At 45.1% G+C, this 14,496-nt stretch carries 16 protein-coding genes; 15 read left to right on the forward strand and 1 reads right to left on the reverse strand.

Annotated elements, in window-relative coordinates; genetic code table 11:
• Window positions 1–60: 60 nt before the first annotated feature.
• The 15 genes from V7R55_RS08195 (at window position 61) to V7R55_RS08265 (ending at window position 14,022) form a co-directional block, all read left to right on the forward strand.
• Window positions 61–726, forward strand: coding sequence for a response regulator transcription factor (locus tag V7R55_RS08195; protein ID WP_334058974.1), 666 nt, complete (start codon window positions 61–63; stop codon window positions 724–726).
• 1 nt (window position 727) lies between these two features.
• Window positions 728–2,017, forward strand: coding sequence for a sensor histidine kinase (locus V7R55_RS08200; protein ID WP_334058976.1), 1,290 nt, complete (start codon window positions 728–730; stop codon window positions 2,015–2,017).
• Window positions 2,001–2,366, forward strand: coding sequence for a cupredoxin domain-containing protein (locus V7R55_RS08205; protein WP_334058977.1), 366 nt, complete (start codon window positions 2,001–2,003; stop codon window positions 2,364–2,366). Before V7R55_RS08200 ends, V7R55_RS08205 begins: the two co-directional genes overlap by 17 nt.
• Entirely contained in the window at window positions 2,356–3,120 is a 765-nt protein-coding gene (locus tag V7R55_RS08210) for an FTR1 family iron permease (RefSeq protein WP_334058979.1), read from the forward strand. Before V7R55_RS08205 ends, V7R55_RS08210 begins: the two co-directional genes overlap by 11 nt.
• On the forward strand, window positions 3,117–3,818 hold the full coding sequence (locus tag V7R55_RS08215) for a hypothetical protein (RefSeq protein ID WP_334058981.1): 702 nt from the start codon (window positions 3,117–3,119) through the stop codon (window positions 3,816–3,818). Before V7R55_RS08210 ends, V7R55_RS08215 begins: the two co-directional genes overlap by 4 nt.
• Window positions 3,819–3,908: 90 nt before the next feature.
• On the forward strand, window positions 3,909–4,646 hold the full coding sequence (locus tag V7R55_RS08220; protein ID WP_334058983.1) for a glycosyltransferase family 2 protein: 738 nt from the start codon (window positions 3,909–3,911) through the stop codon (window positions 4,644–4,646).
• Window positions 4,636–5,313, forward strand: coding sequence for a TVP38/TMEM64 family protein (locus tag V7R55_RS08225; protein WP_334058985.1), 678 nt, complete (start codon window positions 4,636–4,638; stop codon window positions 5,311–5,313). Before V7R55_RS08220 ends, V7R55_RS08225 begins: the two co-directional genes overlap by 11 nt.
• On the forward strand, window positions 5,310–7,121 hold the full coding sequence (locus V7R55_RS08230; protein ID WP_334058987.1) for an ArnT family glycosyltransferase: 1,812 nt from the start codon (window positions 5,310–5,312) through the stop codon (window positions 7,119–7,121). Before V7R55_RS08225 ends, V7R55_RS08230 begins: the two co-directional genes overlap by 4 nt.
• Before the next feature lie 116 nt (window positions 7,122–7,237).
• The gene (locus V7R55_RS08235; protein WP_202941150.1) at window positions 7,238–7,981 is read left to right on the forward strand and encodes a thermostable hemolysin; all 744 of its coding nucleotides are present in this window, start codon (window positions 7,238–7,240) and stop codon (window positions 7,979–7,981) included.
• On the forward strand, window positions 7,971–9,485 hold the full coding sequence (locus tag V7R55_RS08240; protein WP_239240131.1) for an AMP-binding protein: 1,515 nt from the start codon (window positions 7,971–7,973) through the stop codon (window positions 9,483–9,485). The genes V7R55_RS08235 and V7R55_RS08240 overlap by 11 nt, the downstream gene beginning before the upstream one ends.
• A gap of 3 nt (window positions 9,486–9,488) precedes the next feature.
• Complete coding sequence (locus V7R55_RS08245) at window positions 9,489–10,160, forward strand: TenA family transcriptional regulator (RefSeq protein ID WP_014975712.1); 672 nt, start codon at window positions 9,489–9,491, stop codon at window positions 10,158–10,160.
• Window positions 10,161–10,224: 64 nt separating this feature from the next.
• Window positions 10,225–11,070, forward strand: coding sequence for an SDR family oxidoreductase (locus V7R55_RS08250; RefSeq protein ID WP_334058988.1), 846 nt, complete (start codon window positions 10,225–10,227; stop codon window positions 11,068–11,070).
• A gap of 15 nt (window positions 11,071–11,085) precedes the next feature.
• Complete coding sequence (locus V7R55_RS08255) at window positions 11,086–11,787, forward strand: tetratricopeptide repeat protein (RefSeq protein ID WP_334058989.1); 702 nt, start codon at window positions 11,086–11,088, stop codon at window positions 11,785–11,787.
• A gap of 188 nt (window positions 11,788–11,975) precedes the next feature.
• Window positions 11,976–12,623: a hypothetical protein gene (locus V7R55_RS08260; RefSeq protein ID WP_334058990.1), complete on the forward strand. Its 648-nt coding sequence runs from the start codon at window positions 11,976–11,978 to the stop codon at window positions 12,621–12,623.
• 232 nt (window positions 12,624–12,855) lie between these two features.
• Window positions 12,856–14,022: a hydroxymethylglutaryl-CoA reductase gene (locus V7R55_RS08265; protein WP_334058991.1), complete on the forward strand. Its 1,167-nt coding sequence runs from the start codon at window positions 12,856–12,858 to the stop codon at window positions 14,020–14,022.
• Window positions 14,023–14,027: 5 nt separating this feature from the next.
• Here V7R55_RS08265 and V7R55_RS08270 read toward each other — a convergent pair whose 3' ends face one another.
• A complete protein-coding gene (locus V7R55_RS08270; protein WP_334058992.1) occupies window positions 14,028–14,396 on the reverse strand; it encodes a YbaN family protein in 369 nt (122 codons plus the stop codon).
• Window positions 14,397–14,496: the final 100 nt, after the last annotated feature.

The raw sequence follows: 14,496 nt of genomic DNA on the forward strand, positions 1-14,496 counted from the left end.
AAGGTTCTCTTAAGGTCTCTCGTATAGTGTTTTGGTTTGTTTTTTATCAATGAGTTTTTTATGCGTGTACTGCTTGTAGAGGACGATAGGCCGCTGTCTGACGCCCTTGCCCTTTCACTAAAGAATGCCAACTTCACGGTAGACTGTGTTTATTCAGGCGCAGATGCTCTTGCAACACTTAGAGCGGGCCAAAGTGACATTGTCATTCTTGACTTGGGTTTACCCGACACTGATGGCCTCGACGTACTAAAATCTATTCGAAAGAAAAACGCAACGCTTCCTGTGTTGATATTAACTGCACGGGATAAAACGCTAGACAAAATCTCTGGCTTAGATGCAGGCGCCGACGACTACTTACCTAAACCGTTTGAAATAGAAGAACTGTTAGCTAGGATTAGAGTACTTGAGCGTCGTCTGAGCACAGCATCTCACACCATTGTTAGTGTCAAGAATGTCAGCCTTGATACTGTCCATCATACGCTTACTATCGACAATCAAAACGTTCACTTACCTCGACGTGAACTCATGCTACTAAAAGCGCTTATTGAAAACGCAGGGCGCATACTGAGTAAAGATCAGCTGGAAAATAAACTTTATGAGTGGGGAGAGGAAGTGGCAAGCAACACGATAGAAGTACACGTGAGTAATTTGCGTAAGAAAATGCCTCCTGAGTTTATTAAGACTATTCGAGGCGTCGGTTATTGCATTTCAAAATCGGGGGAGTGAATTGTCTTCAATTCGCCGCTTTTTAATTCTTACACTGATCAGCGCGCTTGTTTTAGTGATATTTAGTGCAGCACTTAAAGGCTACCGCGCAACACTGGGTATATCGAATACCTTGTTAGACAACGAGTTAGTTGAGCTATCCCGCGCAATCTCATACGTAGATAGCGGCACCCGCACACAGCAACAGACACTTTTCTTCCAGGTATGGAATCAAGGTAAGCTGGCCAGCTCATCTACTGATGCGTTAAACACGCCATTAACCAGCTTCTCCGAGGGCTTTTCTGAAGTAAACGCACTGGGTACACGCTGGCGGGTACATACCCGGTTTAACCCGAATAATGATAGCTGGTATATGGTGGCTCAACCCGTAAGTAGTCGCTTTACTTTAACTGACTCGCTAACTGTAGCCGCCATCACCCCTTTTATAATGAGTGTGCCTATTCTTGCACTCATTCTCTTTTTTGGCATTACTTGGGGACTATCGCCGTTAAAACACCTATCAAAACTCCTTGCCAGCCGACAAGGTAATGATTTTTCTACCATTGCGTTATCCCGTGAGCCCAGTGAACTTAGCCCTGTTGTTACTACGTTAAACACCATGTTCACGCGACTGAATTCAGCGTTCGAACGAGAGCAGCAATTCGCATCCAATGCGGCGCATGAGCTTAGAACTCCGCTCAGCGTGATGAAAATAAACATTCACAATATAGCGAACGAGTTAGGTGAAAAAGGCCACGTGTTGGCTCCGCTCAAAGCAGACACTGACAGAATGATCCACGCGGTAAATCAATTCCTTTTGCTTACTCGCACCAGTCCAGAAACGTTTGCAGAACAGCGAGAACCTGTAAATGTGCATGTGGTCGCGCAAGAGGTGATTAGTGACTTATACGGCGCTATTGAAAATAAAAACCAAGAGATAGCACTGGAAGGAGAAGAAGCTTGGTTGCTAAGTTCTCAATTTGTCCTTTACACCTTGCTTCAGAACTTAGTGAGCAATGCGAGTAAATACTCTCCTAGCGGTGCACAAATAATAATTAAGATCGAACGACGGAAAGACGAGTTTATTTTAAGCGTCTGCGATTCTGGGCCAGGCATCCCTGCTGACCAGCGCGCTGTCGTGCTAAACCGATTCAAAAGAGCATCTAACAGCTCCCCTCATTCGGGAAGCGGTTTGGGGCTAGCCATTGTAGAACAAATCGTTGTTTTACACGGGGCTGAGCTCTCTTTACATGAAAGCTCGCTCGGGGGATTAGAAGTTAGGGTGGTATTTTCCAATGACTACATACTCTAAGATTTCTTTATTCTGCTTTTCAGCCCTTTGTGCTTTTTATACGCCCCTTGCGTTCGCCTTACCTGAAGTGGTGGTGGAAATTAAAGAGCACTTATTCTTTCCTCAGGAAGTGATTGTGCCCGCAGGGCAAAAAGTAAAGCTAACCTTTATCAATTTCGATGATACTCCCGAAGAAATAGATAGCTTCTCTTTGAACAGAGAAAAAGTGATATTTGCGAAAAGCCGAGGGACCATCTTTATTGGCCCATTAAAAGCCGGTGAGTATCCTTTTTTTGGCGAGTTTCATCCTAATAGCGCAGTAGGAAAGGTAGTAGTTAAAAGCAAAGAGGACACGCTGGATGCTAATTAATACTGTCGTTCTCTTCTTGCGTGACACCTTGCCCATATTCCTGCTCATTAGTGTATTGCTGGCGCTGCCGCGTGTGTCTACGCTTGCCGTTGCGTGGCGGGTGTTGCTGCTGGTATTGCTCGCTGTATTTACCTACCCCCAACTAGGACTGGTATCGCAGCTATCAGAAGGTGCCGGATTTGAGAATCTCAAATCAATACTGTTTTTTATTGCGTGGTTGGGTATGTGCCTTGTTGTACTTTTGCCGTCACGTATCTCAAATAGGTTCAGTCTAGGCCTCACCCTGCTAGTAATAGGTATTGGCTTACCCAATTCGCTGCACTTTTTAGTTTATTTTGTTTCCGAGTTATCACGTAATAGTGATAGTACGTTATTACTCTTGGGCACTATCATTGGTCTGGGTATAAGTATTAGCATCGCGATTCTACTTAATATTTTGCTCACCCATTTTGTTAGCAAGCGAGCAACATACTTTTTTGCAACCACGTTTGTGGCAGCTCAAACCGCTAATATCGCATTACTATTGGAACAAACTGACACCTTCCCATCGCCAAGGCAGCTATGGGATAGCAGCACAATAATTAGCGACAATAGCGAATATGGTCATCTTCTGAATTCTCTCGTTGGCTATGAGGCTACGCCCTCGATGAGCTATTTATTGGTGTTTTTCTTCGCACTTATAGTGCCTAATTTAATCGCTTTCTTTTCTTCAAAAAAGAGATTCTCTGATGAAATTCAGGAGGTCGCACAGTGAGACGTTTTCTCCTTACTGCTATCGCATTATGCGCCGTGTTTTCAAGTAACGGTTATGCAGATAATTTTACCGTAGATAAGGTTTATCACCCTTATGTATTACCCTTTGAACGTGAGTTCGAGTGGCGACTTACCTCAAGACAAAATGACGATGGCAATGTTTTAATGCAGCGCTTCTCATTCGGCCATGCGCTTTCAGAGTTTATGATCCTAGAAACATACCTTGTCGGTGCGCGGGATGAAAATGAAGATTTTGGCTTAGAAAGCTACGAAGTAGAGTTACGCTGGATGATGACTGAACAAGGGCGATACTGGGCTGACTGGGCAACGCTGTTTGAGCTGGAAAAGCAGCACAATACCGATGACTGGGAAGTTAAAGCGGGGATATTAACAGAAAAAGAATTTGGCCAATTCAGTTTAACAACTAACGTTAGCTTGGTGTACGAGTGGGGTCAAACTATTGAGAATGAATGGGAAAGCGAATTTAAAGCCAAGTTTAGGTATCGCTGGATCCCTGAAGTACAACCTGGATTGGAAATGTATGTAGCAGAGGACTTTATCGGGGTTGGTCCAGCATTCATGGGTATAAAACGCTTTGACCGACAGCAGCAATTAAAATGGGAACTGGGCTTTATTGCCGGACTAAATGGTGACAGTAAAGATCACACACTCCGCATGTCGTTGGAATACGAATTTTAATGCAAATTGGTACTTTAGCGCCTAACTTAAGCTTTCCTTAAGGTTCGACATTTAAAGTGCACGTCATTCGATGATTTATCAAATATTCTTATGCACCAGTTTGACGTCAGTGTTGTTTTACCTGCTAAAAATGAAGCCAAAAACCTTTCTTCTTTGTTGCGAGAAATTTCAGAGGTGGTCCCAAATACAACAACAGAAATTATTGTTGTTGACGACGGTAGCAGCGACGACTCCCTATCCTTGCTGCATAACCTTTTAAGCACCTTGCCGGTAAGTTGTCGTGTTATCGTCCATCCTATGAGCTGCGGTCAAAGCACTTCGGTTTTTCACGGCGTTTTACAGGCAAAAGGAAAGTGGATCATCACCCTTGATGCTGATGGGCAAAACGATCCTGCTGATATACCGCTACTTATTCGCGCAGCTAAAGAGACTAAAGCTGCGCACTTCTGCGTTATTGGACATCGTAAGAAGCGAAAAGATACCCCATGGAAACGGTTTCAGTCTAAAGTTGCCAATCGTGTTCGCCAATGGATCCTACAAGACGACACACCAGACACGGGCTGTGGCTTGAAGCTCCTCCCAAGAAGCACCTTTTTACTTTTACCTTACTTCGACCATATGCACCGATATATTCCCGCTTTAACTAAAAGGCTTGGGGGAGAAGTGGTATGTGTATCGGTCAATCATCGCGGGCGTTTAGAAGGTAAATCAAATTACACAGCGTGGAATCGTGGCTGGGCAGGGATCATCGATATGCTTGGCGTTAGATGGCTAATGTACAGAAATAAGCTTAATCACATTGCCAGTGGAATTGGTCATGAAGACTAATATTCGCCGCTTTAAAAGCTTCACCCAGTTTTTCATCGGAGCAGCAAGCATCGCGCTTATCTTCTATGTGTCGCTTGAGGTCACTGGTGAAGTATGGAAGCACGGTGATGATACAGATTGGTTGAATGCCTATATTTCAAATTTAAATTGGCAATCGCTGTGCATGATATTAAGTGGTTGTGTTGTACTTTTAACCATGGGTTTTCCCCGTCAGGCTGTCAGTTTTTTTTGCGGAGTGGGCTTTGGCGCATTGCAGGGAGGATTAATCGCCTTGTTGCTAACGGTATTGTCTGCATGCATAGCCTACGCATTAGCAAATGGCCCTCTGCGCTCACTCGTCGTCCGTCTTTTAGGTTCAAAATTAAAACCTGTTGAAAACAAACTAGCCACGCGAAGTTTTCGCAATGTGTTAATTGTTCGTTTATTCCCTGTAGGCTCAAACTTAATCACAAACGCCGTCGCAGGTGTGCTAAGCGTTCCGTTTGTCCCTTTTATTCTGGCAAGTGCAATCGGCTTTGCGCCTCAAACTTTTTTGTTTACCTTGCTTGGAAGCGGTTCTCGATTTGTCAGCTCCCTCGAACAGCCTTTACAAATTGGTGGCTTAATCATTAGCCTTCTTCTACTTCTATCCTTATCAGGCATTGCTCGTGGGAGTGAGCCGTCGTGAGGCTTGTGCTTAATTCAAATAGCCATGCATCTGCCCTGTTCTTTTTTGCCTGTGCTCTGATATTTATTGGTCTGGGTTTCAGAGATGCTTGGCCACCAGATGAGCCTCGATTCGCCTTGGTCGCAAAGGAGATGGTGGACAGCGGACAGTGGCTTGTGCCCATGCGCGGTGGCGAAATTTATCCGGACAAGCCCCCTGTGTTTATGTGGTGTATTGCCTTCTTTTACCTTCTAACGGGTAGCCTGAAGGTGGCTATGCTCCTACCTAACGCTATCGCAAGCCTTGTCACATTGGGGTTAACCTACAAGCTATCGCTAAGACTTGCCAGTGAAAAAGCGGCAATGTTGAGTATGCTCGTACTTCTACTGAGCCCTCAGTTTCTTATTCAAGCCAAATTTGCTCAAATAGATGCCCTTGTCGCCTGCTTTATCTGGATTGGCGTCTACGGGTTCATTCAGCACTTTTACGTGCGTGTTAGTTGGCGATGGTACTTTGCAGCATGGTTCTTTATGGGGCTTGGCATCATAACGAAAGGCGTTGGCTTTTTACCTATTCTTTTGTTTATTCCCATTGCGTTTTTCGCATTTACTAGCGGCTTACATCGCGGCCAGTGGTCACTACGTATGTTGTTTGGCCCCTTAATCATGCTATCGGTTGTGGCGATGTGGCTTGCACCTCTGCTTTATCTTGGCTTGATAAAACAAGAGCCTCAAATTCAACAATACTTGTCGAACATTTTATTTAAACAAACGGCTGAGCGTTATGCCAATGCCTGGCACCACATAGAGCCCTGGTATTACTATATTGTTGAAGTTATTCCTGTATTTTGGATAACTCCAATTGCCATACTTGTATCAAAAGCTAAGTCGTTAAAAAATGTACTTACTCACAACCCCGCTTACTCATCCTTGTTGATATGGGTAATATTGGTTGTCATTTTCTTTAGTATCAGCCCAGGTAAACGTGGTGTTTATGTGCTACCGGCACTGCCTGCGTTGAGTATGCTTGCAGGTCTGGTACTTGCGAATTCGACTGTATCAAGAGGATTGATGCTTTTTGCGCGCGCAGTTACTTCGTTAATCTCTGCCGTTTTATTGATTGCTGGCTTAGCACTGCTTTTTCACGAGCCCACCGCTGTTAAGCTTATGACGCGCTTTGACAGCGACAGCGAAACCCTTGTTCGTTTAAGCATTGTATTACTTGTACTCGGTTTCGCTGGGCTTTGTACTCATATTGTCTACTATGTTTACAATAAAAAGCGCAACGCAGGGGATGGAGAATTACTCGCCCGCCAATTACTGGCATGGCTTTTCATTTTAACTGTAATTCCTTCCACATTCGGTGCATGGCTGCTAAACGACTACCGTACTCCCCGTATAGTCCTTCAAAATGCAGAAAGCCAAATAAGTAATATGTTGACGAAGGATTCAACTGCCTTCGAGGTAGGGATAGTCAGCTTTAAAGAACAGTATTTGCTTTATTCACCCTTTGAAATGGCTCATTTTGGTTACCATACTCCGAAAGAAGTAGAAAACGGTACAGCGTGGGCTTGGTTGACCGATACTTCCGAGCCTTCCCGCGAGCAGACAAAGATTTCAGGCCAGCGGGTTAGACCTCCAATACGTCAACGCTTTCTGTTAGTTCCAAGTGACTACAAATTTCAGTGTGTAGACTTATCACAAGCCACTTCACTGGGCGTAGCCCACCGTGACGAATGGTTATTGCTTCCTGCCACTGCTGCGAACGCTACCTGTGATTTACCGGCTAACGGCCCAGTTTTTAATAGCTATGACGGCTCAAGCGATTAATTAGCTTGGGCGTTCTTAACATTTTGGACTGACATTTGTAAAAGTTTTTCCCACTTAAGGTTCTCTTAAGGTCTCGCGTAAATACTCATAACATCGCAAAACCAATGAGCATGTTTATGAGTCACGTTTTAGCTTCAGTTCCAACCCAGGTTGCGAGTCAGCAACCTGCGATTGTCTCAAAGGAAAAGCCCGCTTTAACCTTTATCGCGGCAAAACATGGACATAATGCCCGCCGCCGTATTGAAGCGTTTATAGCGAGTGGTTTTAAAGCTCGCTACAACGCACGAGTGACTTCCTTTATGCCTATGCTGTTTGCTCTTGACGCTAAGGGAGTTAAAGCCGCCGCAGGCGCAAGATTTGCCGCCTATGATGGTCAGAATAATTCTCTTTTTATAGAGCAATACCTTAACACTTCGGTAGAAACTGCCCTCACCTTACAAGGGATAACCGTAAACAGAGCGCATATTGCTGAAGTTGGTAACCTTTTTAGCAGTGCATCGCGCTATACCCTCCCCTTGTTATTTGCCCTGTTCTTCGTTTTAAAACGATGTGGTAGCAAATATCTGGTTTTCAGTGCGACCTCACAGCTCACCTCTTTACTCATGGGCGCGGGTATTCAACTCCTCCCCCTTGTTAAAGCCGATGCGTCAAAACTTAAAGGGAATAGCGATGACTGGGGCACCTATTATGACACCGCTCCTCAGGTTACTGCCCTGTCGCTACATCACGTAACCCAACACATAATTGGCTGCCCTGAACTTAATGCTCATTACCAACGTGCAATTGAGCTTATTTCCGCAAATGTGGATGCGTTAACGCAAAATATCTGCACAAAAAAGGAAACAGCGTATGTTGCTTAATCAGTATATAAACGGGCACGACGATGACGTTGCGCTGAAATGCAAAGACGGTTCAATGACTTACCGCGCCCTTTTGAGCGCCGTCGAGAGCCTCGCAAGCTGGGTAACAAACCACAATGCCGAGAGGGTGGGCATTGCCTTTGAAAATAGCTTTGCATGGGTGATTGCTGATTTAGCCTGCCAACAGGCTAACGTCTGCTGTGTCCCCGTTCCGCTATTTTTTACCGCTTCCCAACAAGAACATGTATTAAATGAGAGCCAGTGTCACTTTTTATTGACCAATCGCGGTGGTGAACTAAGTGAATGGAGTGAGTCACCGACTGTTATTGATAATGAACACGACATTGTCGCTCATCCACTCAAACATGACTCTCGTGTATACACACCTGTAGGTACTAATAAAATAACCTTTACTTCTGGCTCTACGGGCTCACCGAAAGGCGTGTGCCTGTCAACTGAATCTCAATGGAAAGTTGCCCATTCTATTGAGCGCGCTGTTCAACCAGAAATAGTGAACCACCTGTGTTTACTGCCATTGCCTACCCTACTTGAAAATATTGCAGGAGTTTACGCCCCTCTGTACCACGGCGGCACGGTTTATTTAGCCACAGCATCTGAGCGCGGATTTCAAGGAAGCAAACTCGTCAATCCAAACGCACTGCTGTCACTGATAGACCGCGTTCAACCATCGTCTGTGATTTTGGTGCCCGACTTGCTAATGGTGCTAGTACAGGCATGTAATCAGGGCTGGACACCACCTTCATCACTAATATTCATTGCTGTAGGCGGTGCACATGTAGCGCCCACTTTGCTGGCGCAAGCTCAAGCGAAGGGACTACCAGTATTTGAAGGTTATGGCTTATCTGAAGCGGTATCAGTATCAACATTGAACACGCCCAATTGCAATACGATGGGCAGTGCCGGAAAAACGCTTGGTCATAATCAACTGCACATCGAAGAGGGTGAAATTGTAGTTACAGGCAACCACTTTCTGGGCTATCTGAATCAACCTTCCTCATTTTATCCGACCCAGGTCAGAACCGGCGATTTAGGCTTTTTTTCTGACAACACACTTACGCTGAATGGGCGTATAAAAAACATAATGGTGAACAGCTTTGGCAGAAATGTATCGCCAGAGTGGATTGAATCTTTACTACTGGGAACAGGACTGTTTAGGCAGGCTTTGGTGTATTGCGAAGCTAAACCCTACTGTGTCGCGCTCCTCGTACCCGCTTCCAATACTATTTCTAATACACAGATTCAAAGCACCGTGGCGCTTATCAATAAGCAGTTACCTGACTATGCGCAAGTTGTTAATTTCGCCACCATCGGTCTTTGTACGCCAGAAAACCAACTGCTTACCCCAACGGGAAAACTGAAACGTGACGCAATAATTGCCCGCTACGCGACTGACTTAGACATGCTCTACCAGGGCCAAGACCAACACCAGTACAGCGTTCAGAGTACAACAGCATTTTCTTCTCAATTTGTTATCAAGGAATAATTTATGAATTTCTATCAGCAACTTCAAAGCAACACCGAACATGCCAGACAGTCATTCTTACAGGCGCCGATTATACAACGCTGCTTTAACGGTGATTTTAACCTAAACGACTATATTGCCTTTCTTCAACAGGCTTATCATCACGTTAAGTTTACTGTTCCCCTGCTTATGGCTACAGGTGCCAAACTCAACGAAGATAAGGAATGGCTAAGAGAAGCAATTGGTGAATACATTGAAGAAGAAATGGGTCACCAAGAGTGGATCCTTAACGACCTTGCAGCCTGTGGCGTTGATAAAGAACAGGCGAGGATAAGTCAGCCTGCACCCGCCACCGAATTAATGGTTGCCTATGCTTTTGATGCAATAGCACGCAAAAGCCCACTGTATTTCTTCGGCATGGTATTCGTTTTAGAGGGCACAAGTATTGCGCTTGCCGACGCGGCTGCAAAACAAATCAAAGACAAGTTATCTCTGCCTAAATCAGCGTTTAAATACCTTACCTCTCACGGTGCGCTAGACCAAGAGCACATTGTTTTCTTTGAAGGGCTTATGAACAAAATTACTGACCCCAAAGAGCAGCAAATGATCATTCACAGCGCGAACATGTTTTATCGCTTATACGGAGATATCTTTCGCGAATTAACACCTGAACACGGCCTGGAACAGGTTGCTTAATTCAAGGGTTTACCTCTGGTGCTTATCCCCCGAGGTAAATTGATAACACGTTAAGGTAAATACAATGAATATTCAGTGGCGTAATCAAGTGGTACTTCTTACAGGTGCAACTGGCGGTATTGGTCAAGCAATAGCCAAGGCGCTTGATGAAAAAGGCGCGCACATTATCCTAACTGGCAGAAGTAAGGCGAAGCTTGAACAGCTGCAACAAAATTTAACCCTTCATCATACTGCCATTGTGGCTGACATTACGTCAGATGAAGGCAGAGATAGAGTAGTAAGTGCCTGCCAACGACTTCCTTTAAGTATTCTGGTTAACAATGCTGGCATTACCTATGTGGGCGAGTTTGAGGGCACCCCTATCGAGTCAATTGTGTCGACAAATATGCTGGCTCCGATGCTACTAACTCAACGCCTACTGCCGATACTCGAACGTAGACCGTCTGCGCACGTCGTGAATGTAGGCTCAGCTTTTGGAAGCATAGGTTTTGCTGCGCACGGAACCTACTGCGCAACTAAATTCGCTTTGAAAGGCTGGACGGAAGCGATGCACAGAGAATTCAGCGATAGCAAAATTAAATTTCACTATCTAGCGCCACGCGCAACACGTACCGACATTAATGACGATCGCGCTAATGCGCTAAATGAGGCATTGGGCAACCAGACAGACGAGCCTGATGCAGTAGCACAAGCATTCATTAAACAGTTAGAAAACAATTTGCCAAGGGTCGCGCTAGGACGTGCTGAACGCTTTTTTGCCAAGCTTAACGCGCTAGTTCCCAGTGTTGTTGACAATGCGTTGGCAAAGAAACTTCCAACAATTAAACGCTATGCCTTTCAAAAAACGCAATCACAAGACAAACAGACCAGCGCTCAAAACGATACCCGCCTGGGTAACAAACTGGTTTAACACGAGGACATTATTATGAAGAAATTAACCACGCTTAGCACCACGGTAATTCTGGGACTCGGTCTGGCATTAAGTTACACTGCTATGGCTCAAGCTAACGAAGTCACAGAAAGTACAGCGCCGACATCAGCCTTAAGCGAAACAGCTACCAGCCCTTTAAAGACACTTCAGCATCAATGGGCATATATTAACTATGAACTTGATGATGCAGAAAAGGAAAAAGCATTCGTCGCCCTTATTAATACCGCTAAATCTTTCGTAAAGGCAGAACCCAATAACCCTGAGTTATTGATTTGGCAAGGCATAATTCAATCCAGTACAGCTGGTGCCAAGGGGGGACTTGGTGCTCTGGACTACGCAAAGGATGCTCGTAAGAGTTTCGAACATGCAATGCGACTAGATGAAAATGCACTCTCGGGCTCAGCGATGACCAGTCTAGGCGTGCTGTACCATAAGCTTCCGGGTTGGCCTATTAGCTTTGGTAACGACAAAAAAGCTGAGAAATTGCTGAAGCATGCACTTGAAATAAACCCTGACGGGATAGACCCCAACTATTTCTACGCCGAGTACTTGTTCGATAATGGAAAATACGAGCAAGCGCTCAAGTTTGCCAAGAAAGCGCTCGACGCCCCAGCGCGCGCTGCTCGGCCTATTGCAGATTCAGGTCGCAAAAGAGAGATCGCTTTATTAGAAGCGAAAATAGCGAGAAAAAGTTAGTCACTCCAAAGGTATACAGGGAAAGGCAATGCTCTTATTGCCTTTCCATTTTCAACAAGTATTAGATTTTCGCTACAAATACCGTTAGATTAGCCGCCGATTCAACGATAATTCATAAAATTACTAACAATTTCGTCGAGTTATCTCGTTTATTCCTAACTACCTCTATCTTATAAAGGCGACTTTTCATGCAGAAAAAGAATTTCTTCTCTCCTTTTCTATTCATCCTTATTACTACTCTGTCGGTATCTACGGTTCATGCAAGCACCCCTGATTTACTGCCGTTGCAACATGCATGGGCAAAGACGAACTATGAGCTTGAAGGTGAAGCCCAGTTAGAAGCATTTTCTGAACTGATATCGCAGGCGAAAGTGTTAGTCGAGCAATCAGAAAATAGCGCTGAAGCTCTGACCTGGCTAGCTATCTCTCAATCAAGTACTGCAAGTGCGAAAGGCGGTTTAGGTGCCCTGGACTTTGCTGAAAGTGCGAAGGAAAACTTAGAACGTGCCATTGAAAAAGAGGAAGCGGTATTAGAGGGGACGGCACTCACTGTATTAGCGGCACTTTATCATAAAGTACCAGGCTGGCCTGTCAGCTTCGGTAGTGACAAGAAAGCTGAAAAATTGTTTAAGCGCGCTCTTGAAGTGAGTCCACATGGTATGGACCAGAACTTCTTTTATGCCGAGTATCTTTTTGACGAAGGTGAATATGAAAAGGCCCAGACTTTTTTAAGTCGTGCCAAAAACGCGCCTGAAAAAGCTAATCGCCCACTAGCAGATAAAAAGCGTAGAGAAGAAATCGCTGCCCTTCAAGCAAGATTAGATACCAAAGCTTAGGATACAAAGCAGCTTGATAAGAAAAGGTGGATGTTGCGAGCAACTTTCCACCTTATTAAATCATGTCTTCAAGGCAAATGACCGCGCTGCTCACCCCCCTCTTCGAGTAACGATACGGCGTTATAATGTATGGTTCATTCTTTATAGGCTGCATTTATCTGTATGTATAAATTGTAAACAGTGTTCATCTGATATCAGCACTCCTATTATGAAAGAAAAAAGGAGTGGCCCAATGCCTAAAATCCCGCGTTCCTCAGACAACGACTATACCCATGACATGAGCCGAACACGCCGCGAATTTATTGCGCGCGAGACCGGCACTCAGCTAAACCACTTAGGACACTATTCTATTCCGCCCGAAACCTTGTCGGGAAACATAGAAAACTTCGCAGGCGTTGCACAGGTTCCTATCGGCTTTGCAGGCCCGATGCTAGTGAACGGCGAACACGCCAAAGGCAAGTTCTACGTTCCAATGGCCACAACAGAGGGCACCTTGACAGCCAGTTATAGCAGGGGCATGCGCTTAACAAGAGAAGCAGGCGGTATAACGACCACCGTTATTGACGACGCTATGCAGCGAGCGCCCATGTTTGCGTTTTCCGATGCACGTGAAGCACTCGCATTTGGCAGGTGGGTCGAACAGAACTTTGACGCCATAAAGCTCGCCTGTGATGACACCACCAGCGTGGGAAAACTTAGAGATATCGAACAATATGCTGCCTCTAAACTTCGTTGGCTTAGGTTCAACTTTACCTGCGGTGATGCAGCTGGGCAAAACATGGTAAGTAAAGCCACTAAAGCGGGTTGTGAGTGGATACAAGCGAACTACCCACGTCCTATCGAGCACTTTGTACTAGCCGCTAATCTTGATACCGATAAAAAGCACTCTCACTTAAACTCGCTGCATACCCGCGGAAAGCGCGTTGTAGCAGAAATCACCCTGCCAAAACAACTTATGACGGAGATTATGCATTGCCCGCCAGAGGCTTTGTTTAAACAGCGCCAATATTCAAATATGGGCGCATTGATGGCAGGTAGTGTTAACAATGGTGCGCATTTCGCTAACGGCATTACCGCCATGTTCATCGCTTGCGGGCAAGATGTCGCAAATGTAGCTGAGTCGTCGGCGGGGTTTACCTACGCTGAAATTATGCCAAATGGTGACTATTACTTCTCTGTTACTATTCCATCGCTCATCGTTGCTACCTATGGAGGTGGAACAGGTCTGGCTACACAAAATGAATGTTTAAGCGTACTTGGCTGCACAGAAAGAGGTAGCGTTAACAAGTTTGCGGAAATTGTTGCCGCGACAGTGCTATGTGGCGATCTGTCTCTGGGTTCTGCTGTTGTAGCGGATGAATGGGTAAGCAGTCATGAGCGACTAGGTAGAAACCGTTAAAGGCGCTAAACAGCAGGAATATTGGGGCGCGTAACAACAAAGTACGCGCCTATTCCCATAAATAGACCTATGCCTATGTAAGCTGGAATAGGCATTGATGCAAACAGGCAAACCAAAGTAAAGCTCACCAACATACTGCAGCACGCTATGCATTTCACTTTTTTCGAAATTGCTCCATGCTTGCGCCATGCAATTAGACTGGGGCCATATTTAGGGTGTTGAAGTAACCAGTTTTCAAGGCGCGGTGAAGATTGAGTAAAACAAAAAAGCGCACCTATCAAAAATACCGTGGTCGGCATAACAGGTAAAAACGCGCCTATAATGCCAAGAAGCGTTAAAAACAGCCCCAGTGTAGAATACAGTATTTTTTTCATAAAACGGTTACGCCCAATTCAGTCCAACTCCTTGGTAAGTGTCATGACTTAACACCAGCGACACACCCTTCCAATATGCCAAATTTATATTCAGATATTA

The sequence above is a fragment of the Alteromonas sp. S005 genome, from assembly GCF_036864475.1.
GTDB lineage: Bacteria > Pseudomonadota > Gammaproteobacteria > Enterobacterales > Alteromonadaceae > Alteromonas.

What these genes read in the sequence shown, in the direction of transcription:
- V7R55_RS08195 (WP_334058974.1), top strand. Translation starts at nt 61, where the DNA reads ATGCGTGTACTGCTTGTAGAGGACGATAGGCCGCTGTCTGACGCCCTT.
- V7R55_RS08205 (WP_334058977.1), top strand. Translation starts at nt 2,001, where the DNA reads ATGACTACATACTCTAAGATTTCTTTATTCTGCTTTTCAGCCCTTTGT.
- V7R55_RS08210 (WP_334058979.1), top strand. Translation starts at nt 2,356, where the DNA reads ATGCTAATTAATACTGTCGTTCTCTTCTTGCGTGACACCTTGCCCATA.
- V7R55_RS08220 (WP_334058983.1), top strand. Translation starts at nt 3,909, where the DNA reads ATGCACCAGTTTGACGTCAGTGTTGTTTTACCTGCTAAAAATGAAGCC.
- V7R55_RS08225 (WP_334058985.1), top strand. Translation starts at nt 4,636, where the DNA reads ATGAAGACTAATATTCGCCGCTTTAAAAGCTTCACCCAGTTTTTCATC.
- V7R55_RS08235 (WP_202941150.1), top strand. Translation starts at nt 7,238, where the DNA reads ATGAGTCACGTTTTAGCTTCAGTTCCAACCCAGGTTGCGAGTCAGCAA.
- V7R55_RS08240 (WP_239240131.1), top strand. Translation starts at nt 7,971, where the DNA reads ATGTTGCTTAATCAGTATATAAACGGGCACGACGATGACGTTGCGCTG.
- V7R55_RS08245 (WP_014975712.1), top strand. Translation starts at nt 9,489, where the DNA reads ATGAATTTCTATCAGCAACTTCAAAGCAACACCGAACATGCCAGACAG.
- V7R55_RS08250 (WP_334058988.1), top strand. Translation starts at nt 10,225, where the DNA reads ATGAATATTCAGTGGCGTAATCAAGTGGTACTTCTTACAGGTGCAACT.
- V7R55_RS08255 (WP_334058989.1), top strand. Translation starts at nt 11,086, where the DNA reads ATGAAGAAATTAACCACGCTTAGCACCACGGTAATTCTGGGACTCGGT.
- V7R55_RS08260 (WP_334058990.1), top strand. Translation starts at nt 11,976, where the DNA reads ATGCAGAAAAAGAATTTCTTCTCTCCTTTTCTATTCATCCTTATTACT.
- V7R55_RS08265 (WP_334058991.1), top strand. Translation starts at nt 12,856, where the DNA reads ATGCCTAAAATCCCGCGTTCCTCAGACAACGACTATACCCATGACATG.
- V7R55_RS08270 (WP_334058992.1), bottom strand. Translation starts at nt 14,396, where the DNA reads ATGAAAAAAATACTGTATTCTACACTGGGGCTGTTTTTAACGCTTCTT.